The following is a 20074-nucleotide window of genomic DNA, read 5'->3' as shown; positions in this document are numbered from 1 at the left end:
GCAATAAAGGGAGTAATGAATAATATGAGTGATAAATTATGGGGTGGTCGTTTTACTGCTAAAGCTGCAGAATGGGTAGATGAATTTGGTGCTTCAATTCACTTTGATCAAAAAATGGCAGCTGAAGATATTGAAGGTTCGATAGCACATGCGAAAATGCTTGGCAAACAAGGCATTATCAGTCCGGAAGAATCAGAAAAAATCGTTGCTGGTTTGAAAATCATCAATGAAGAACTTATCGCTGGAAAAATTGAGTTTGACGTTAAAAACGAAGATATTCATATGAATATCGAATCATTATTGACCGAAAAAATAGGCCCGGTGGCAGGAAAATTGCATACTGCTCGTTCTCGTAATGACCAAGTGGCCACTGATTTTCATTTATGGGTCAAGCATCGTTTGCCCCATGTGCTAGAATCTCTAACTGAATTGCAAGAGGAGTTGTTAACTTTGGCGACAACTCATGCAGGAACCATTATGTCTGGTTATACGCATTTGCAACATGCACAGCCAATAACTTATGGCCATTATCTTCTTGCTTACTTTGAAATGTTTCAACGTGACTATGAACGTTTCGAATTTAACCAAAAGCATACAGATATTTTGCCGTTAGGAGCAGCAGCATTAGCTGGGACAACTTTCCCGATTGACCGTGAATTTGTTGCTTCAGAACTAGGCTTTGACAGTATTTATCACAACTCATTAGATGCTGTGTCAGATCGTGATTTTGCTTTAGAATTCTTGTCAAACGCTGCTATATTAATGATGCATCTATCTAGAATGGCAGAAGAACTAATTTTGTGGTCAACTTACGAATTTAATTACATTGAACTATCAGATGATTTTTCAACCGGCTCGTCAATTATGCCACAAAAAAAGAATGCTGATTTTGCTGAATTAGTTCGTGGAAAAACAGGAAGAAGTTATGGGGCATTAATGGGTTTGTTGACAACGATGAAGTCATTACCACTGGCCTACAACAAAGATATGCAAGAGGATAAAGAGCAGGTCTTTGATATTATGGATACGGTTCTAGCCTCTGTTAAGGTGTTTACGGGTATGCTAAGTGGCTTGACGGTCCATGAAGAACGTATGCTGGCTACAACACAAGATGATTTTTCAAATGCGACTGAATTAGCGGATTACTTGGCCACTAAAGGTGTACCATTCCGTGAAGCTCACGCAATTGTGGGACAATTAGTTTTGACTGGTATTCAATCAAAAACGCCACTACAAAAAATGTCTCTGTCTGATTTACAAGCCGTAGCCCCACAAATAGAAGAAGACATTTATGACAAACTACAGTCTGAAACAGCAGTTAACCGACGCACTTCGTTGGGCGGTACAGCTGTTGAGAATGTTAAAAAAGAAATTGTAAGAAATAAAAAGATTTTGGAGGTAAGGTAATGCATTCACATTTTCAAGGGAAATCTTTTCTTAAAGAAATTGATTTTACAAAAAAAGAGTTAGAAACGCTCATTGATTTAGCAGCACATTTTAAATATTTGAAGCAAAATAATATCCCCCATAAGTATTTAGAGGGCAAAAATATTGCCTTGTTGTTTGAAAAAACTTCAACGCGTACGCGTTCTTCTTTTACCGTTGCTGCAAATGACTTAGGCGCTCATCCGGAGTTTCTAGGTAAAAACGATATTCAATTTGGCAAAAAAGAATCCCTAGAAGATACGGCAAAGGTCTTTGGGAGCATGTACGATGCAATTGAATATCGCGGATTTTCACAAGCTACAGTGGAAGGATTAGCCACTTACAGTGGCGTGCCAGTTTGGAATGGGCTGACAGATGATTGGCATCCAACGCAAATGTTAGCTGATTTTCTTACTATTAAGGAACAACTAGGCCACATAGCGGGTGTTACCTTAGCCTATATGGGTGATGGTCGAAATAACGTTGCTAATTCTCTGTTGGTAACAGGGGCAATATTAGGTGTTAATGTGCATATTGTTTCCCCAAAAAGTTTGCAACCAAGTGAAGAAATTCTAAATATAGCCAATCAGAAAGCTGATGAATCGGGCGCAAAATTGCTTGTTACAGATGACATTGATGCTGGCGTAGATGGTGTTGACGTTTTGTACACGGATGTGTGGGCTTCGATGGGGGAAGAAGATACGTTTGCAGAAAGAATAAAGTTATTATCACCTTATCAAATTAACGCAACATTAGTCGAAAAAACAAACAATGAACAGGTGATTGTGTTACATGATTTACCAGCATTTCATGATTTGAACACTAAGATGTCGCAAGATATTTATGATAAGTTTGGTATTAAAGAGATGGAAATTACTGATGAAGTCTTTCATGCTTCATATGCACATCAATTTGAGCAAGCAGAAAACCGTCTACATACAATTAAAGCTGTCATGGCAGCAACTTTAGGAAATATGTTTATTCCTGAACTGAATTAAAAATAGCAAAAGGGAAAAGGATTCTAAATAATTAGGATCCTTTTTGTATGTCGGTTTGATTCTCTAATGAAATAACAGAAATAGGTCACTTGAGTGATTGCCAGTGCCAATCTTCTACTTCGGGCAAGTCCAATTCCTTTGACCTAGTATACGCAACGTATTGGTCGATCTTATTGGTGATTCTTGTATGAGATTAGATTAATAGCAGTTTTAATTAAATTAAATTGATCAATTTTGTTAAGAACACGCCTATCAAATGTTGTTGTAATATTATCCATTTCTTGGTAACCATGAACTGCTGAGTGACAATTGTGTCGTTTGAAGAAAACAGACTCAATTATTGGTGTAACGTATATAAGTAATGTGATATTTGCGAAAATAAATTTTTCGTGAAAAGAAAAAAGACCAAAGCAGTTGTTTTGGTCTTTTTATTATTTTATTTTCAGCTTTGAAACTAAACCAGCATCGGGCGTAACATATAGTGTTTGCTGTCTTTCAAAAATAACAAAACCTGGCTTTGAACCATTCGGTTTGCGCAGTTTTCCGGCGGGTAAATAATCGACGGGAACATTGGCAGATTCACGAGCCTTGCTGAAGTAAGCAGCGAGCTTTGCTGCTTCAATAAGCGTTGTATCTGAAGGATTAGAATCATGAATAATAACGTGTGATCCTGGTATTTTTTGGACATGTAACCAAATATCTCGACGATCAGCTTGTTTTAATGAAAGTCTTTCGTTTTGCAAGTTGTTTTTACCAACTTCAATCAACGTACCATCGGAACTTTCAAATTTATCAGGTTTTGATACCTTTGGTTTTTGTTTATTTTTCTTATTGGCGCGAATGTATCCCTCAGCGGTTAATTCGAGACGGATATCTTCTACGTCCTTTGGAGATGCAACATCTAATTGTGCGACAATATTATTAAAATAGTCAATTTCTGCATCGGTCAACGCAATTTGCTCATTAACAAAATCTACGGCCGTACGTAATTTACGGTATTTGTTGAAATATTTTTCAGCATTTTTCAGACCGTTTAGTTTAGGATCTAGGGGAATTTCTAGTAAATTATTATTGTCATAATAATTTTCAATAGATACGCTTTTCATTCCTTTTTGAACGAGGTGAGGATAAGTAATTAGCAAATCGCCTTTGACTTTTAACTCATCAGCGTTTTCAGCGTCTTCAAGCGTTTTTAATAATTTTTTTCGCTTAGCCGTATTTTTTTTCAATTCGTTTTTAACAACTCGAACGAGGGTACCGGCTTGTTGGTTGACACGCTCTCGTTCAGCTTTTCCGATGTAATAGGCATCAAGCATGGTGCCTAACGTTGGAAATTCTTCCTGTGACATGCTGTCTTGCAACCAGTCAAAGGCAGAGTAGCTAAGAGAACCATCTTTTGAAGTGAAAAGTGTGGGGGTGAGATGGTCAAAATGAGCTAACCATTCACGCGCATGTGCTAATTGATCACCTGTCTGATTAATTGCTCGAGCCAATGCTTCCGCGGATTCTCTTCCAAATCCCTGATACGTTTTTTGAATGTATTTAGGCCATTCTTCGAAAGGGGTATCTAGAATCATTTGAGCTAAACCATCTAGCCCTGCAGTAAACGGATTCTTCAAATTCTGGGCAGGAGGCAAAACATAAGTTGCACCAGGAATCAAAGAACGGACACGATTTTGGTCGGCGGGAACATGTTTAATTAGTTCTAGGATACGGGCATCACTTTCACGAACTAAAAATAGGTTTGAGTGGCGTCCCATCATCTCTAAGGTTAACCGAATTTCTTGTATATCCCCTAATTCATTACGTGCATTAACGTAAAAATTAATGATACGATCATTTTCAACTTGCTCAATTTTTTGTAGTTTAGCGCCTTCTAAATAGCGTCGTAAAAACATGACGAAGTTTGGTGCAGTTTGCGGGTTTTCGTAGGGAATACGTGTGATTTGGGCTCGTGCGTAGCTGGGATGGGCACTCAACAGTAGCGGATAATTCTGCCCATTATTACGGACTACAAGTACAATTTCATTTGGATAAGGTTGGTGAACCTTGGTGATGCGGCCACCTGTAATTAAATCATTTAGTTCATGCACAATCGCGTGCGTAAATAGTCCATCTAAGGGCATTCTGTGTACTTCCTTTTATCATTTGCTGCATTCGAGAAAATATTTATATCATTGTTACAAACGTTTTATTTGTTTAATTTATCATTCTTTAATTGTATCACGTAATAATAGAGGAGTTGACTCACTTCTAATATTTGTATGCATAAAAAAAAGCAAACTACTTAACCTAGAGTAGTTTGCTTTTTTTATTTAAATCAGTGAACAGGCAACGGGTTGCTTGTCTCAATGGCGGAAACGATTTCTTCCAGTGATTGGCTACCAAAAATAATATTATCGCTATTTATTGATAATCATTGTAGGTACACCCATGATATGCTGTGATTCGCGTAGTTCAGGAAATAATTGCTGGTGAATCATTTTGGCACTTACATTATCATTATAAAATAAAAAGCAGAATTTATGGCGTATTTTACATAAAAATCACATAATGTTATAATGAAATCATTGTATTCACATATGAAAGGAACCCAATGAATTACGACAATTACGTCCCGAAAGAGTCAAAAAAAGAAGTTAGTCAAGAGAGAATTAGATTTCTGAAACTGTTAAGTAAGGTAGCGGTAGTATTTTGTTGTTTGATGTATATTTCTTATATTCCACAGATTACAGCTAATCTATCCGGAAATCCCGTATCTGTACTTCAACCTCTGTGCGCCACTGTCAATGCAACTTTGTGGGTGACTTATGGCTGGCTAAAAACTTACAAGGATTGGCCTGTGATTCTGGCTAATATACCAGGTGTAGTTTTCGGTGTAGTTACGGTAGTAACGGTCTATATTCATTAAAAAAATCATGTTATAGATAATAAAAAGCGTTTGACTAAATCATTTAGTCAAACGCTTTTTTAGTACTTATTTCATTTTTATATTTCGTTGTATTAGTGCGCTTTTTTTGCCATTTAAAATATTTTCAACTTCAATAGCAAAGGTTTTGCGACTTACTGGACGATATCGCTGTAAAAATTTTAATCCAGGGATGTGTTGTAGGGTTACAAGAATAATAGCGGGAATATAAGAATAAATTCTTGATTTATCATAGACAATACCAGGATAAACATTATAAGCTCGGTCGTTTAATAGAGATTTAGCCGAGTGTTCTACGGTTAATTTGGCCTGCAAATAGGCATTTAAAAAGAAAGGTGTTGCATTGGCGGAAATAAACAAAAATTTAGTTTGTTTCGTTGTCGCAAGAACATCCAAGAGTCTTTGTGCAGGCTGAACGCTACTATTTTGGTAATTAATATGTTTGGAAGGATTGGGCAGTAATATTCCTACAGCATCAATAACCCAATCCGCTGCTTTGAGTAAATCTTGCCATTCCCCAGGCTTATTTAAATCAGCAACGTGGTAAGTAACTTGGTCAGTTGCGTCAGTGGGGCTGAATTGATGCCGTGATAAACTATGTAATTCAAAGCCCTTGTTGTTCAAAGCTGATAAGATGCCTTGGCCAACAAAACCTGTTCCACCAACAACAATTATTTTTTTGTTATTCATCATAGCTCTCCTTGATTTTAAAATCGTGACGTGCTAAAAATTAAACAATTTGTGTGCCATGGACTTCATTAACGCCTAGAATATTAGCTATGGATTCAGCATTCATCTTTGTTACACCGCCACCAGGTAAAATGGTTAAATTTGCTGGGGCGCTGTTGACTAATGTTTGCAAATTGGTCAGTGACTGCATAATTGGTACTGACAGTGGACCACCATGAGTTAGTATCCGCTTGACACCATGGTCAGATAGCCAGTTCATCGCATTTTGTTGTTTATGGTTTGCGATTTGATCAAATGCCATATGCATGACAACTTGTAAATGCAATTTATGAGCGCAACCAATTAAAATGGACATGCTATCAAAGTCTAGGTCATCGGCGGAGAGAGCGCCGAAAGTGACTATCTCACCGCCAACATCAGCAATTATTTGCATGTTATCCAACATTTGTTCGACTTCACTGCTGCTATATTCAAAATCACCACCACGTGGGCGAACCATGATAACAACAGGGGATACATTAGCAATTGCTAATGTATCAATAATTTTTTTAGTATCAGGTGTAATGCCACCTAAATCAAGTCGTGAATTTAATTCAATACGATTGGCCCCACGTGATAACATGTCACGAGCGCCCTGCACGGAATCAACCGCGGCTTCTTTTATTTTAATCATAGGTAGTTAGTTTTTGCCTTTAAACAAAAAAACCCGTTCATTATGAACGAGTGTCATTGTTACTTTTTATCAATAACTTGCTTGCCGTTGTAAACACCAGAAGGTGAAACGCGGTGTGAAACGCGATATTCACCCGTTGTTTGATCCAAAACAATGTTAGGAACGTTCAAGCCGATGTGACCGCGACGATTACGCTTGTGAGACTTTGAATTCTTGTTTGATGGGGTAGCCATAAGAGCACCTCCTTTCGTTTCAATTTATCAACTAGTCAAGTTTACCGAAGTTTTAAATATTTGTCAAGTGCTACGGTTTATTAATGTCAAGGAAATTTACTTGACATGAGATTGGATAATTTCTTGAGTATACATCTTATGGTGGAACCATGAAGATTGAAAGACGCCAATCAAATCGTTACCGACATATAACATATAGGTTAAGAATAAGACCCAATTTGCATCGCCATGTACAGCAGTCAGCCCCCATAACAGTACTTGAGCAACTCCCTGAATAAGCCACATGGCAAAAGCTTCTGAAAAACGAAAAGTTGTTAACAGGGCACCAACGAGTCCAGTTGCCAAGACAGCTGAATCGGCAATAGGTCTTGGTGTGTGCAAAACTTGTGTTTCAAATAGATAAGCTGCAATGAAAGCGACAATTGCCGACCCAATCAGAACAGGATACCAAAAAGATTTGCCGTGCTTTTCACCACGAGCATCAGTTTCGTGTATGAAACGAATTCGCTTTTCAACATCTATTGCCCAACTTGGCATGATTAAAACGGGAATATCAAGCAATACAATATATACGGTTTGTAATACCGCATCAGCTGGGTTATTGGCTTGAAGTGCCATCGCGATATAAATTAAAGCAGAAAGTAAACCGAAAACGCCATTTAAGGGTCGTGCATTGGTGATGGCTAATGTTGTTGTAAATCCTAAAATTGCGGCGACAAATGTCCACCATGTCATATGATTAATGGGAGAGCCGGCAAAGAATGAGCTATAAGTAATGACTAGGTAGCCAAAAATTAATAGGATGTATGAAGTCCTTGTCCAGCCAGACATTTGATGAACGTACCACTTGAATGAAAATAAATCTTTAAATGTAATTTTTTGTGAAGACATAGCGTAACACTTGCAGTGATAGGTATCCGTTGGATAGCACTGCACCTTTCTGATTGAGATTAAAAATACATTATATTAGAATTCGTTTGATAAAATCACTACCAATCAGAATGAATAAATACAATGTTGCTTTCAATAACTCGTTTTTTATTTTGAATCATTTTTTCTCCTTTTTTTCTATTTAAATTGAGTGTACAACACAAAATTTGGCTTGTGTTGAAGTTTCAAACTAAAAGACAATTGTCGTCCATGTTACAATAATAGTGAGTGATTGTTAATTAACAATTTCGTATAAAATAGTTTATAAATTGTTTATAGAGGTTGGGTATATATGAAGAAACAAGACATAACAAGTGTTTTAGCGATTCATGTCATTGTATTATTATTTTTTGGGTTTGTTTTACTAACACCAACGCATTTTACTTTCTTGAATTGGAACATCTTTTTGGCGTTGTTGCCATTAGATTTTGCCATTATTGTAAATATTAGTAAACGTCGATCCATCCAAATTATTTTTAGCTTGTTGTGGCTATTATTTTATCCAAATACGATGTATATGATTACCGATTTTATTCATTTGCAATATGTTGGTATCGGACTTACTGTTCGTATGCAATACTTCAATTACGCGGTGTTAGCAGCAGGGGTCTTTATGGGTGTTGTTTTGGGGATGTTAAGTATTGAACTGATGCTAAAGCATTATTTCAATAGAAGGTATGAAATATTACAATTGGCTCTGATATTTGGTTTGTCATTAATTGCCAGTGTCGGTATTTATCTTGGTCGTTTCTTGCGTTTGAATTCTTGGGATGTTTTTACACAAACACATCGTGTGGCAAGATTGGTTGTGTCATCAACGAGCATGCACATGTTAGCATTTGTGATACTGTTTGCCGGTGTGCAGTTTGCCATTCTAGTCATCAGTCACTTTGGTATCAGCCTTATCCATAATGTAGTTGACAAAAATGAGGAAACAGAGTAAACTAATAGATGTTGAACAAGTAGAAGCACCCGCTTCTCGCCAAGTGACTATATTGCTTGGCAGATACAGTTGTACGAAAGTACTGCAAGTGTGGAAGTGGGTAAAGATTAAGTTCTTGGCCCACTTTTCTTCTTGATTCACAAAATAAATTTGGAGGTGCCTGACAATAGCACGTCAACCACGACAAGTTGATTTAGTCAACGAAAATATCCGCGCCCCACGTGTTTTGCTTATCCACGATGGTAAGCAAGAAGAAATGTCAACACGTGACGCACAACAGTTAGCGAATGATGCAGACATGGACTTGGTATTGGTGCAAGCTAATGCAGAAGTTCCAGTTGCCAAGATCATGGATTGGGGTAAAGCGAAGTTCGAAGCTCAAAAGAAGCAAAAAGAACAACGTAAAAACCAAAAAATTGTTCAAGTTAAAGAAGTTCGCATGTCACCAGTGATTGATTCTGGCGATTTCGAAACACGTAAGAAAGCAGCAATTAAGTTCCTGTCACAAGGGAACAAGGTTAAGCTTAACTTGCGTTTCCGTGGTCGTATGATTACTCACCAAGACATCGGTCGTGAGGTCTTAGACCGTATGGCTGAAGAACTTAATGACATCGCCAAGGTTGAACAACGTGCCAAAATGGACGGCCGCCAAATGTTTTTGGTCTTGGCACCACGCGATGCCAAGTAAGTAAGTGTTTAGTAGCTTGCTTTCGTAAGCACAAACAAAAATCGTAAAGTAGGAGAATTGGTCACATGCCAAAGATGAAGACACACCGCGCATCAGCAAAGCGCTTTAAGAAGACAGCCAATGGTGGATTGAAGTCAGCTTCAGCTTATACTTCACACCGTTTCCACGGTAAGACAAAGAAGCAACGTCGTCAATTGCGTGGTACACGCATGATGGATTCAACGACTGTAAAGACATACGCTAAGATGTTGAGCACGCTCTAATTTCAAGGTACGTCTAATTATTTAATTTCTAGGAGGAAATACCCATGCGAGTTAAGGGTGGTACAGTGTCACGCGCACGTCGTAAAAAGTTTGTTAAGTTGGCCAAGGGTTACCGTGGACAACGTCGTATTAATTATAAAGTTGCTAAGCAACAAGTTTACAAGTCTTACTTGTACGCTTACCGTGATCGTAAGAACACAAAGCGTAACTTCCGTAAGTTGTGGATTGCTCGTATCAACGCAGCAGCACGCATGAACGGTTTGTCATACTCAAAGTTGATGCACGGTTTGACATTGGCAGGTGTTGAATTGAACCGTAAGATGTTGGCTGAAATCGCTGTTTCTGACTTTGACACATTCTCAAAGTTGGCTGACCAAGCAAAAGAAGCATTGTCATCTGACAACGTTTTGGTTCAAGCACGTACAGCGGCTACAACTGATACAACTGTTTCAGTTGAACGTTAATCATTAAACTAAAAACGCTTATGGCGTTTTTTATTTTGATTAAAAGTTGACAAATTGGATAAAAATTGTTTTAATAATATTATCAATTAAATGAGAAAATAACATGACATACCAATCAGCAACAACTGAACAAATTATTATCAGCATTATTATCATTAGATAGTGATAAGTGCTGACATTTTTTAGTGCCTATCGCAACATAACGTGATAGGTAGCTGATTGATATTGTTTAAGAGACGAGCTACTAGATTCATAGTAGCTCGTCTTTTTATTTTCTTAATAAAATAGAGGAGAAAATGACAGTGTTGCCATTAAAAGTATAGCTTATTTAGCTATAGAAAATAAAACGTAAGATATAGGAGAATAATAATGGTTGAGAAAAAATTGACATGGAAACAATTAGTTTTAGTGGCATCACTCATATTTGGGATGTTTTTTGGGGCGGGAAATTTGATTTTTCCAATCCAATTGGGACAATTATCAGGCGGTAATTGGTTACCAGCGACAATCGGTTTCTTGATTACCGGAACGGTCGTGCCGTTTTTGGCAATGATGGCGGTGAGCTTAACAAACAGTCAAAGCGTTTATGATATTGCTAAACCAGTAGCACCTTGGTTTGGTACGGTTTTCTTGGTAGCTATTCATTTGACAATTGGTCCATTTTTTGGGACACCACGTACAGCAGCGACAGCTTTTTCAATGGGAATTGCACCCTTTGTACCACTTAAATATCAAGGTGTGGTGATGCTAGTATTTTCCGCTGTGTTCTTCGGCTTAGCCTACTTCCTAACTGTCAAGGAATCGGGGTTATTGAAATGGGTCGGAAAATATCTTAATCCACTTTTCTTAGGTTTGTTACTGGTGGTACTTGTTTTGTCGTTGGTTTTGCCAATGGGGAGTACACATCAAGCGGTGTCTGCTGCTTACCAAAGTAATGCAGCATTCCAAGGAATTCTGGACGGTTACAATACTATGGACGGTATTGCGCTGTTAGCTCTAGCAGTATCAGTTGTGTACGCAGTTAGAGGATTAGGCTTTCAAAAGCAACAAGTATCTAAGGTATTGGCAAAGGCTGGTTTGTTAAGTATCCTAGCTGAAGCTGTATTATATGCGGTATTGGTTTTGGTTGGTACTACTAGCTTAGGTTTGTTTAAAGCTTCTGATAATGGCGGTGCTGCGTTTGCTCAAATTGTTAGCCACTATATGGGCAACTTTGGGACGGCGTTGACAGGGGTAATCGTTACATTAGCTGTATTTACGACAGCAATGGGGCTGTTTGTATCATTTGCGCAAGACTTGCACCGTGTATTTCCAAAAGTGAGTTACCTGTGGTGGCTACGTGTTATTGCATTTGGATCATTCGTTACAGCTAATGCTGGGTTGACGAACATTGTTGCTTGGTCAGTGCCTGTATTGATGTTGCTGTACCCATTTGCCTTGGTCTTAATCCTATTATCGCTTTTTAGTAAGTATGTCAAAAAATCTTCAGTAGTATATCGCTTTGTGGTTGCTTCTGTTACTGTACCAGCATTCCTTGATGCCTTGGCTAGCTCACCATTGGCTACAACAAGCCACGTCCAAAGTTTAGTTAATGGTTATCACCACTTTGTACCGTTTGCGGCTCTTGGATTTGGTTGGGTTGTGCCGGCAATTGTTGGTGCGGTTCTTGGTGTGAGTGGCTATTTGTTAACAAATAGCAAACGAGTTACAGTACTGGACTAAAATTGATTTGTTATTAGTATCAGTTTAAATTATGAGAAAATTAGCCGTGGCGTCAATTTTTTTGGTATACTTTTATATAGCAAAATGAATTGGAAGGAAAGGTGTTCACGGCTTCACTAAAAACTAGTGAAGTGGTGTGCATTCGAAAATATCATGGGAAAATTTGTTGTAATGGATCATCCTTTGATCCAACATAAACTTACAATGATTCGTAATAAGAATGTTGGGACCAAAGATTTTCGTGCATTAGTTGATGAAATTGCGATGCTAATGACGTATGAAGCAAGTCGTGATCTTCAATTGGAAGACGTTGAAGTGGAGACACCAGTTACTAAGACGATCAAAAAACAACTGGCTGGTAAAAAACTTGCTGTTGTGCCAATCTTACGTGCCGGATTAGGTATGGTTGATGGTATCGTGCAACTGATTCCAGCGGCTAAAATTGGGCATATTGGTATGTATCGTGATGAAGAAACGCTTGAACCAGTTGAGTATTTTATCAAGTTACCAGAAGATATTGACCAACGTGATGTCTTGTTAGTTGATCCAATGTTGGCTACTGGTGGATCAGCAAAAGATGCCATTTCAGCATTAAAGAAGCGTGGTGCAAAGCACATTAAGTTGATTACACTTGTTTCAGCACCGGAAGGTGTTAAGGCAGTGCAAGAAGCCCATCCAGATGTCGACCTTTATACGGGTTCTCTTGATGAAGGCTTAAACGAACATGGCTATATCGTGCCGGGACTTGGCGATGCCGGTGATCGTTTGTTTGGTACAATGTAAGCCAATAGTGTCGTAGTCTGTCTGCAAAGACGGGCTTTTTTTATTGGTTTCGTGACGGAACCTAAGCAAATGGCAAGCTATTATGATACAATAAACAGCGATTATGTAACAAAGCTAAAAGGAGCATTTGATTATGAAACGACGGTCTCAGATTCGTCCTAAAAAGCATCATAGAGTGCGCAATACTATTCTGACAATTATCGGACTATTGTTAGTTGTTGGACTTGGTCTAGGTGCCTATGCATATACTAAAGTTAACCACACAATTACAAAGATGCAAAAGACGTCAACAACGACAAAGTCCGCTGATAAAATTACGAATAGTAAAAGGCCAGTTTCATATCTTCTTTTAGGGACTGATACAGGCGAGCTTGGTCGCTCGTATAAAGGGCGTACGGATACCATGATTGTTATGACAATCAATCCTAAAACCAAAACAACTACAATGACATCAATCCCGCGTGATACATTGGTAACAGTTAGCGGACAACAAATGAAAATTAATGCTGCCTATGCCTATGGATCAGCTGCTTCAGCAACACAGGCTGTTGAAGACTTGCTCAATATTGACATCAATGGTGGTTATATTTTGATTAACATGGGTGGCTTAGTTAAAATGGTCGACGCAGTTGGCGGTGTTGATGTCACATCACCACTCACATTCACGACTGAAGGTGATGACACGCAAGCTGACTCTAAGAACCAGTATTCATTCGTAGCGGGTAAAACGTATCATATGGATGGTGAAGAAGCCTTAGCCTTTGCACGTATGCGACACGAAGATCCTAATGGTGATTACGGTCGTCAAATGCGTCAACAATTGGTCATCAAAGCCATTTTGAAGAATTCAGCCCAAGTTGGTACCGTGTTCAACGATTCTTTCTTGACCACCGTCTCTAACAATGTGCAAACCGATGTTTCAACCAAGTCCATGAAAAACTTGGCGTTGAGCTATCGTGATGCATTTGGTACGGTTAAGCAGGATCAGTTAAAAGGCACCACGCAAAGTATTTCTGGATTAGGGTCAACAGAAGTTATGAGCCAAACAGAAATTGATCGTGTCCATCAGGCAATTACAACCCAAATGGCACAATAAAAGTTAAGTAAATTTTAGGATTGTCCTTGAAAACTCCTCGTAGTTTCCGAGGACTTTTTATTTGGTATTATTATATGTATAATGAAATAGAAATTGAAAATGAAAGAAGTAACTAATGATACAGTTAAAATCACCTAGAGAAATTGAAGCTATGCGGCAATCTGGTGCTATCATCGCTGGTATGCACCATATGTTGCGTGATCTCATTGAACCAGGTATTGATACATGGGAAATTGAAACAAAGTCGCGGGAGTATATTGAAAGCCATGGTGGTGTGCCTTTGCAGATTGGCTTTGAAGGATTCAAATATGCTACGACCATCAGCATAAATGATGAAGTGGCGCATGGTCTGCCACGTAAGGGACTAAAGCTGAAGAACGGTGATTTGGTGAAGGTTGACACAGTAGTTGGCTTGAATGGTGCCGTTTCTGATTCAGCATGGTCTTATGCTGTTGGCGAGGTAACACCAGAGGTACAAAAGCTCATGGATGTAACTAAAAAAGCCATGTATTTGGGTATTGATCAAGCGATTATTGGAAATCGTGTTGGTGATATTGGAAATGCCATTGAGCAGTACACTGAAGTTGAACATCATTACGGTGATGTGCGTGAGTATATTGGTCACGGTGTTGGACCAACAATGCATGAAGAACCAAATGTACCGCACTATGGTAAGCCAGGTCACGGTGTGCGTTTGCGTGAGGGGATGGTCATTACCATCGAGCCAATGATTAACTTAGGTGGCTGGAAGGTTGAAACTGACCATACAGAAGCCGATGGCTGGACAGTACGAACAGCAGATGGTTCATGGTCGGCACAATACGAACATACATTAGCAATTACAAAAGATGGTCCGAAGATTTTGACAAGTCAGGATCCAGAGTATGATAAACGTTACTCATAATTGTCATTTTTATGTAATGTTTTGTATGCTACAGTTGAATAATGGGGACAGGGGATTTTGCTCTTTTTTCGGGCAATCCCTTTTTTATTATGGGAGAGAAATATGCTGATAGATTTACATAGTCACTTATTACCAAACATAGATGATGGGTCCAAGTCTCTGCGGGCTTCGATGCGTATGGCCAAGGAAGCTGTAGATAGTGGGATTAAAGCTGCTTTAATGACGCCTCATCATATGAATGGTCATTACGTGAATCATAAAGATGATGTCATCAGACTAACATCAGAATTCCAAAAACACCTAGATAAGAATAATATTGGACTCCAAGTATTTCCTTCGCAGGAGGTACGTATCAATGGCGGCTTATTGCAGGCTTTGGATGATGATGATATTTTGTTTGCTGATGAAAGTAACCGCTATCTTCTACTGGAATTTCCAGATGATGATGTTCCTACATATAGCAAAGATATGATTTTTCAAATCATGCAGCGTGGTATCACTGTAGAAATTGCTCATCCTGAGCGAAATACTAAAATAATGTCTACACCAAGTATTTTGTTTGATTTGATTGAAGCAGGTGCGGTGGCGCAGGTGACAGCAAGTTCCTATGTAGGTACCTTTGGTAAAAAAGTCGAGAAGTTTACCGAAGAAATTATTAAGCATAACTTGGCTCATGTTTTTGTCTCTGATGCGCATGACTTGCCGAATCGTGATTATGAGATGGCTGAGGCCATGGCAAAATTAGAGAAACAACTGGGGCGGGACTATCAAGAATTGTTTGAGACTAACGCTGAAGCAATACTTGATGGTGATAATGTTACAAGCTTGGTTCCAGAACCAATTGTTAAACGTAAGTTTTTTAGTAAATTTTAAAGAATAGAGAGATTAATGAACTATGAATAATGTTCTTGAACTACGTCAATTATGGCAGATTATTCGAAAACACTTCTTTTCAATTGTTGTGATGGCAATCATTGGTGCAGCTGCTGGGTTTGGCATTGCTAAGTTTGTCATTGCACCTACCTACAGTGCATCAACAAGCATGTTGGTTAACCGGTCAGCTGATGACACGAGTACCGCTACTGCTAACTTGTCGGATCAACAGGCCGACGTACAGCTGATTAATACATATAAGAATTTGATTATTTCTAGCAATGTTCTAGGAGCAGTATCAAAAGAATTAAAAAATCCGGCACCAATTGTTGTACAAGAGGCAAAAGATGCTGTGTATGAAACCTTAGCTGATGGGACACGTCGATTGGTAACACCAGCTAAAAAAAGAATTACAAAGCCTTCAACGAAGACAAAATATAATCTAAGCGTCGAAGAACTAAAAAGTATGATTTCAATCAGTAACCAAACTAATTCACAAGTTTTCTCAATTAATGTCAAAGCCAAAAATCCTAAGCTAGCTGCTGATGTGGCTAATGAAGTTGCCGATGCGTTTAAAGATAAAATTGGTGGCTTTATGAAAATTAATAACGTCTCGATTGTCGATGCAGCGAAAGCTGATAAACAACCGGTTGCACCAAATGTTAAGTTGTTTACTTTGGCAGGATTGGTTGTGCTTGGTGGATTAACATTCTTGTATATGCTTGTTAAGGAATTATCTGATACAACCATTAAGTCACCTGATGAAATCTCGGAAGCATTTGGCATGACGAACCTTGGTATTATTGGTCATGTTAAGCCAATTAAGCATTTCAGTATGTCACCCAAGGTAGAGATTGCTAACTCAGAGAGTCATAAAACACCACGGTCACGTTTGAGCCGTTTGGATCGCGATTAAAGATTAGGAGAGCAGAATGAGTTTTTTTAATAAAGGACGAGCTGTTGGTAAAGATGGTCTGTCTGTTGAGACAATGACCAAAGGTGCTCGCTTAATTACCGCAGCAGAACCAAAAAATCCTGTGTCAGAACAATTCCGTACCTTACGTACGAATATCGAATTCGCTTCAGTGGCGAAAGGTGAGATCAAAACGCTATTGATTTCTTCGGCACTACCTTCAGAAGGTAAATCAACGGTAACTGCTAACCTAGCTGTTGCTTACGCGCAACAAGGTAAAAACGTCTTGCTAGTCGATGCCGACTTGCGCCGTCCTACGGTAGCTGTGACGTTTGGATTGAATAAAAATGCCAGTGGACTAACGAATTATCTTGGCGATTCAGAGAAAGAGGTTGGGTCAATTATTCACCGTACGTCCATGGATAACCTCAACGTCATGCCATCAGGGCCAATACCACCCAATCCTGCGGAGCTCCTGGGATCAGGCCGCATGACAAATTTAATTACCCAGCTAAAAACACACTACGATATGATTATTTTTGATGTACCGCCATTCTTGATGGTTACGGATGCACAAGTGTTGATGTCGAAAATGGATGGTGTGGCTATTGTTGTTAATGGTGGGAAAACAAATAAAGGTGCCATACAGCGAACACACGAAATTTTGAAGATTGCTGAAGCACCAGTACTTGGATTTATTTATAATGATCAGAGTCGTAAAAAGAAGGGCAGTGCTGGTTACGGCTATGGTTACGGCTATGGTTATGGGGAAACCAAGACTAAGTAACTTAAGTTAGTTATAGGGTGGAGGAGAGAATAGATTGAGAGTTCAAAATATATTAATTCGAATATTGGATATCATTGGGTCATTGCTTGGATTACTTGTTTCAGTAGTCCCTGTAATTTTGATTGCTGTTCAAGTTAAAAAGGATGGTGGCCCTATTTTTTTTAAGCAAGAACGAATTGGTAAATGTGGTAAATCATTCATGATGTGGAAAATCCGCTCAATGATCACTAATGCGGAGGAAATTCGTCAAAAGCTACTAGAACAAAGTGACGTGGATGGTATGTTTAAAATGAAGGAAGATCCACGAGTAACGAAGATAGGGAAATTCATTCGTAGACATTCGTTGGATGAATTACCTCAATTTTGGAACGTATTAAAAGGTGATATGTCTTTGGTCGGCCCACGTCCAGCACTTCGGGAAGAAGTTGAAAATTATCCCAAACGGGCAATGCTTAGGCTTAATGTTAAGCCAGGTATTACTGGGTTATGGCAGGTCAATGGTCGAAGCAATGTCGATTTTGATACGATGATTGACTTGGATTTAAAGTATATTGCTAATCGAAGTCTTTGGGGAGATATTGTGATTTTGTGTAAAACAGTTCTGTTGATATTCCCAAGCGAAAAGAATGGAGCTTATTAAAATGCAGCATATTTATATTATTGGTTCTAAAGGCATACCGGCGAGATACGGTGGCTATGAAACGTTTGTTGAGAAATTAACTGCGGGTCAAAAATCACCTGATATTAAGTATCATGTAGCTTCTCGCCGAGATAATACCGAACTAAGTCAAGAAAACGATGTTTTTGAATATAATGGTGCGGAAATTTTTTCAATTGATGTTCCTAACATTGGTCCAGCACAAGCGATAGCATACGATATAAAAGCGCTCCAGTGGGCAATTAAAAATGCTAAAGATATTGAAGCAAAGGCTCCAATATTTTACATTTTAGCGGCACGCATTGGACCTTTCATGGGGAAGTATGTCAAGCAAATTCATGCGCTTGGCGGTACATATTTAATTAATCCAGACGGGCACGAGTGGAAGCGCGCCAAATGGCCGTTACCAGTTAGAAAATACTGGAAAGTATCTGAAAAAGGCATGGTTAAACATGCTGACTTAGTGGTGTGTGATAATCCTGCTATTGAACGTTACATTCAAGAAGACTATAAACGGTTCGATCCTAAAACCACTTATTTAGCTTACGGCACAGATGTGCAAACTTCCCAACTACGGAGTGAAGATAAAATAGTGAAAGAATGGTATGGGTCAAAAAGTGTTCGTGAAAATGAATACTTTTTGGTAGTCGGTAGGTTTGTGCCAGAAAATAACTATGAAACTATGATTCGTGAATTTATGGCTTCCGATACAGAAAAAGATTTTGTTTTGATTACGAATGTTGAACATAATAAATTTTATAATTCTTTACTGAAGAAAACGCACTTTGATCAGGATAAACGTATTAAATTTGTTGGAACAGTTTATAATCAAGAATTACTAAAGTATATTCGTGAAAATGCATTTGCATATTTTCATGGACATGAGGTCGGCGGGACCAATCCAAGTTTGTTAGAAGCTATGGCCACCACAAAATTAAATCTATTAATTGATGTGGATTTCAATCGTGAGGTGGCGGATCAATCATCCTTGTATTGGACAAAAGAGGATGGTGCGTTGTGTGATACAATTCATACTGCATTAAATATGTCAGCTGAACGGATTGAGCAACAATCAATTATTGCTAAAGAAAGAGTTGGAAAATTATTCAGTTGGGAATTAATAACATCTGAATATGAAAAACTACTATTAGAAAAAAATGAATAGAAAAATTTCTACATTAGAAAAAATTAAACAAAAAGGGATTGTCAATCAATCTCGACAATTTATTGCATCCGGAATGATTATAAATACTTTTACCAATATATTGACTCTTGGAAAAAGTAAAACAGCTTTAGAACTTATCCAGATGAACAAAATGCTGAAAGTCAAAAATAAGTTGAGACGTAAATATTCGTCTGAACTAAAAAAGGATTTAGAAGTTCGAAGTGGTGTAGTTAATAATACTATTTGGATTATGTGGTTACAGGGTTTGGAGAACGCCCCTTGTCTCGTTAAAAAAGCTGTAAAAAGTGTTAAGCAATCCTTGCCTGAGCAAAGAGTGGTAATATTGGATGCTAGTAATTTTCAGGATTATGTTAGTGTTCCTTCTGATATTGTTAACAAGTGGAAATTGGGTGCAATCTCTAACCCTCATTTCTCTGATATTGTACGCATGGAACTTTTAATCCAAAATGGTGGCACGTGGTTTGACGCTACTATAATGTTGGACAAAAATTTTGATGCTTTACAAAATATTTTGGATAGTAATCAAACCTTTTTTTTTCAAAATTTGCGCCCGGGACAAATGGGTAACAGCATTTGGCTATCAAACTGGTTTATTCATACAAGATCAAACGAACCCACTCTACTTCGAGTACGAGAAATTCTCTATACTTACTGGAGGCATCATAATTTTGCCATTGATTACTTCTTGTTTCATATTATTTGGCATTTGGTTTATGAGTTTCATGGTGAGGAATTAAAAAAAATTAAGAAAATATCAAATTCAATACCACTTCAGTTGATGTACTTGCTTAATGAAAAAAATAGTGAGGCTTTAACTGAAGAAATATTACACGATTTTCCCCTTCAAAAATTAACATATAAGAACATATCAGACGATAAAGGAACGACATATTGGTATTTAATGAAACGGTGAATA

23 protein-coding genes are annotated in these 20074 nt (G+C 38.2%); 17 read left to right on the top strand and 6 right to left on the bottom strand.

The genetic code is table 11. The features are described from left to right. Positions 1-24 precede the first annotated feature (24 nt). Together argH and argF are read left to right on the top strand one after the other, a co-directional pair. Positions 25-1407 carry an argininosuccinate lyase gene (argH, locus tag JNUCC76_RS07790; protein ID WP_454153870.1) on the top strand — a complete coding sequence of 461 codons (1383 nt, stop codon included), beginning with the start codon at positions 25-27 and terminating at the stop codon, positions 1405-1407. Continuing rightward, entirely contained in the window at positions 1407-2423 is a 1017-nt protein-coding gene (argF, locus tag JNUCC76_RS07785) for an ornithine carbamoyltransferase (protein ID WP_454153869.1), read from the top strand. Before argH ends, argF begins: the two co-directional genes overlap by 1 nt. A 170-nt stretch (positions 2424-2593) precedes the next feature. Here argF and JNUCC76_RS07780 read toward each other — a convergent pair whose 3' ends face one another. Together JNUCC76_RS07780 and JNUCC76_RS07775 are read right to left on the bottom strand one after the other, a co-directional pair. Then, positions 2594-2761, bottom strand: a complete 168-nt coding sequence (locus JNUCC76_RS07780; protein WP_454156550.1) for a phosphoketolase family protein — start codon at positions 2759-2761, stop codon at positions 2594-2596. 93 nt (positions 2762-2854) lie between these two features. Further along, entirely contained in the window at positions 2855-4549 is a 1695-nt protein-coding gene (locus tag JNUCC76_RS07775) for an NFACT RNA binding domain-containing protein (protein ID WP_454153868.1), read from the bottom strand. A 470-nt stretch (positions 4550-5019) separates the two neighbouring features. Between JNUCC76_RS07775 and JNUCC76_RS07770 the strand changes: the two genes are divergently transcribed. After that, the gene (locus JNUCC76_RS07770; RefSeq protein WP_454153867.1) at positions 5020-5334 is read left to right on the top strand and encodes a SemiSWEET family transporter; all 315 of its coding nucleotides are present in this window, start codon (positions 5020-5022) and stop codon (positions 5332-5334) included. Between the two features lie 66 nt (positions 5335-5400). Here JNUCC76_RS07770 and JNUCC76_RS07765 read toward each other — a convergent pair whose 3' ends face one another. The 4 genes from JNUCC76_RS07765 to pnuC form a co-directional block, all read right to left on the bottom strand. Next, positions 5401-6042 (bottom strand): NAD-dependent epimerase/dehydratase family protein, encoded by a 642-nt coding sequence (locus JNUCC76_RS07765; protein WP_454153866.1) that lies wholly within the window; start codon positions 6040-6042, stop codon positions 5401-5403. A gap of 40 nt (positions 6043-6082) precedes the next feature. After that, positions 6083-6715 (bottom strand): copper homeostasis protein CutC, encoded by a 633-nt coding sequence (locus JNUCC76_RS07760; protein WP_454153865.1) that lies wholly within the window; start codon positions 6713-6715, stop codon positions 6083-6085. A 59-nt stretch (positions 6716-6774) separates the two neighbouring features. Then, a complete protein-coding gene (gene rpmF / locus JNUCC76_RS07755) occupies positions 6775-6948 on the bottom strand; it encodes a 50S ribosomal protein L32 (RefSeq protein ID WP_002815130.1) in 174 nt (57 codons plus the stop codon). Between the two features lie 96 nt (positions 6949-7044). Then, positions 7045-7839: a nicotinamide riboside transporter PnuC gene (pnuC, locus tag JNUCC76_RS07750; RefSeq protein ID WP_454153864.1), complete on the bottom strand. Its 795-nt coding sequence runs from the start codon at positions 7837-7839 to the stop codon at positions 7045-7047. A gap of 331 nt (positions 7840-8170) precedes the next feature. On the opposite strand from pnuC, the gene JNUCC76_RS07745 reads away from it, so the two are divergent. From JNUCC76_RS07745 to JNUCC76_RS07680, 14 genes are all read left to right on the top strand, one after another. Continuing rightward, on the top strand, positions 8171-8821 hold the full coding sequence (locus tag JNUCC76_RS07745) for a DUF1361 domain-containing protein (protein ID WP_454153863.1): 651 nt from the start codon (positions 8171-8173) through the stop codon (positions 8819-8821). Between the two features lie 148 nt (positions 8822-8969). Continuing rightward, positions 8970-9509, top strand: a complete 540-nt coding sequence (gene infC, locus JNUCC76_RS07740) for a translation initiation factor IF-3 (protein WP_050892168.1) — start codon at positions 8970-8972, stop codon at positions 9507-9509. A 65-nt stretch (positions 9510-9574) separates the two neighbouring features. After that, positions 9575-9772 carry a 50S ribosomal protein L35 gene (gene rpmI, locus JNUCC76_RS07735; RefSeq protein ID WP_002815120.1) on the top strand — a complete coding sequence of 66 codons (198 nt, stop codon included), beginning with the start codon at positions 9575-9577 and terminating at the stop codon, positions 9770-9772. Between the two features lie 44 nt (positions 9773-9816). Beyond that, on the top strand, positions 9817-10236 hold the full coding sequence (gene rplT / locus JNUCC76_RS07730; protein ID WP_454153862.1) for a 50S ribosomal protein L20: 420 nt from the start codon (positions 9817-9819) through the stop codon (positions 10234-10236). Positions 10237-10605: 369 nt separating this feature from the next. Next, the gene (gene brnQ / locus JNUCC76_RS07725; RefSeq protein ID WP_454153861.1) at positions 10606-11958 is read left to right on the top strand and encodes a branched-chain amino acid transport system II carrier protein; all 1353 of its coding nucleotides are present in this window, start codon (positions 10606-10608) and stop codon (positions 11956-11958) included. 153 nt (positions 11959-12111) lie between these two features. Continuing rightward, positions 12112-12741 carry a uracil phosphoribosyltransferase gene (gene upp / locus JNUCC76_RS07720; protein ID WP_002815112.1) on the top strand — a complete coding sequence of 210 codons (630 nt, stop codon included), beginning with the start codon at positions 12112-12114 and terminating at the stop codon, positions 12739-12741. Between the two features lie 133 nt (positions 12742-12874). Beyond that, the gene (locus JNUCC76_RS07715) at positions 12875-13837 is read left to right on the top strand and encodes an LCP family protein (protein ID WP_454153860.1); all 963 of its coding nucleotides are present in this window, start codon (positions 12875-12877) and stop codon (positions 13835-13837) included. Positions 13838-13952: 115 nt separating this feature from the next. Then, entirely contained in the window at positions 13953-14741 is a 789-nt protein-coding gene (gene map, locus JNUCC76_RS07710; RefSeq protein ID WP_011680126.1) for a type I methionyl aminopeptidase, read from the top strand. A gap of 102 nt (positions 14742-14843) precedes the next feature. Next, positions 14844-15614: a tyrosine-protein phosphatase gene (locus tag JNUCC76_RS07705; protein ID WP_454153859.1), complete on the top strand. Its 771-nt coding sequence runs from the start codon at positions 14844-14846 to the stop codon at positions 15612-15614. Positions 15615-15636: 22 nt separating this feature from the next. Continuing rightward, complete coding sequence (locus tag JNUCC76_RS07700; RefSeq protein ID WP_454153858.1) at positions 15637-16530, top strand: YveK family protein; 894 nt, start codon at positions 15637-15639, stop codon at positions 16528-16530. Between the two features lie 16 nt (positions 16531-16546). After that, positions 16547-17314, top strand: a complete 768-nt coding sequence (locus JNUCC76_RS07695) for a CpsD/CapB family tyrosine-protein kinase (RefSeq protein ID WP_454153857.1) — start codon at positions 16547-16549, stop codon at positions 17312-17314. 34 nt (positions 17315-17348) lie between these two features. Then, the gene (locus JNUCC76_RS07690; RefSeq protein WP_454153856.1) at positions 17349-17954 is read left to right on the top strand and encodes a sugar transferase; all 606 of its coding nucleotides are present in this window, start codon (positions 17349-17351) and stop codon (positions 17952-17954) included. Between the two features lies 1 nt (position 17955). Beyond that, positions 17956-19137: a beta 1-4 rhamnosyltransferase Cps2T gene (cps2T, locus tag JNUCC76_RS07685; RefSeq protein ID WP_454153855.1), complete on the top strand. Its 1182-nt coding sequence runs from the start codon at positions 17956-17958 to the stop codon at positions 19135-19137. Beyond that, complete coding sequence (locus JNUCC76_RS07680) at positions 19130-20071, top strand: capsular polysaccharide synthesis protein (RefSeq protein WP_454153854.1); 942 nt, start codon at positions 19130-19132, stop codon at positions 20069-20071. The genes cps2T and JNUCC76_RS07680 overlap by 8 nt, the downstream gene beginning before the upstream one ends. Positions 20072-20074: the final 3 nt, after the last annotated feature.

This window comes from Leuconostoc sp. JNUCC 76, assembly GCF_053667755.1.
The sequence above is the reverse complement of the archived record's forward strand: the minus strand, read 5'-3'. Positions and strand labels throughout refer to the sequence as shown.

Bases quoted from the DNA above. Each gene is read 5' to 3' on its own strand.
- JNUCC76_RS07715 (WP_454153860.1), top strand. From the start codon at position 12,875: ATGAAACGACGGTCTCAGATTCGTCCTAAAAAGCATCATAGAGTGCGC.
- rpmF (WP_002815130.1), bottom strand. From the start codon at position 6,948: ATGGCTACCCCATCAAACAAGAATTCAAAGTCTCACAAGCGTAATCGT.
- JNUCC76_RS07700 (WP_454153858.1), top strand. From the start codon at position 15,637: ATGAATAATGTTCTTGAACTACGTCAATTATGGCAGATTATTCGAAAA.
- JNUCC76_RS07760 (WP_454153865.1), bottom strand. From the start codon at position 6,715: ATGATTAAAATAAAAGAAGCCGCGGTTGATTCCGTGCAGGGCGCTCGT.
- rpmI (WP_002815120.1), top strand. From the start codon at position 9,575: ATGCCAAAGATGAAGACACACCGCGCATCAGCAAAGCGCTTTAAGAAG.
- JNUCC76_RS07770 (WP_454153867.1), top strand. From the start codon at position 5,020: ATGAATTACGACAATTACGTCCCGAAAGAGTCAAAAAAAGAAGTTAGT.
- JNUCC76_RS07745 (WP_454153863.1), top strand. From the start codon at position 8,171: ATGAAGAAACAAGACATAACAAGTGTTTTAGCGATTCATGTCATTGTA.
- argH (WP_454153870.1), top strand. From the start codon at position 25: ATGAGTGATAAATTATGGGGTGGTCGTTTTACTGCTAAAGCTGCAGAA.
- rplT (WP_454153862.1), top strand. From the start codon at position 9,817: ATGCGAGTTAAGGGTGGTACAGTGTCACGCGCACGTCGTAAAAAGTTT.
- upp (WP_002815112.1), top strand. From the start codon at position 12,112: ATGGGAAAATTTGTTGTAATGGATCATCCTTTGATCCAACATAAACTT.
- JNUCC76_RS07765 (WP_454153866.1), bottom strand. From the start codon at position 6,042: ATGAATAACAAAAAAATAATTGTTGTTGGTGGAACAGGTTTTGTTGGC.
- JNUCC76_RS07695 (WP_454153857.1), top strand. From the start codon at position 16,547: ATGAGTTTTTTTAATAAAGGACGAGCTGTTGGTAAAGATGGTCTGTCT.
- cps2T (WP_454153855.1), top strand. From the start codon at position 17,956: ATGCAGCATATTTATATTATTGGTTCTAAAGGCATACCGGCGAGATAC.
- map (WP_011680126.1), top strand. From the start codon at position 13,953: ATGATACAGTTAAAATCACCTAGAGAAATTGAAGCTATGCGGCAATCT.
- pnuC (WP_454153864.1), bottom strand. From the start codon at position 7,839: ATGTCTTCACAAAAAATTACATTTAAAGATTTATTTTCATTCAAGTGG.
- JNUCC76_RS07705 (WP_454153859.1), top strand. From the start codon at position 14,844: ATGCTGATAGATTTACATAGTCACTTATTACCAAACATAGATGATGGG.
- argF (WP_454153869.1), top strand. From the start codon at position 1,407: ATGCATTCACATTTTCAAGGGAAATCTTTTCTTAAAGAAATTGATTTT.
- JNUCC76_RS07680 (WP_454153854.1), top strand. From the start codon at position 19,130: ATGAATAGAAAAATTTCTACATTAGAAAAAATTAAACAAAAAGGGATT.
- JNUCC76_RS07775 (WP_454153868.1), bottom strand. From the start codon at position 4,549: ATGCCCTTAGATGGACTATTTACGCACGCGATTGTGCATGAACTAAAT.
- brnQ (WP_454153861.1), top strand. From the start codon at position 10,606: ATGGTTGAGAAAAAATTGACATGGAAACAATTAGTTTTAGTGGCATCA.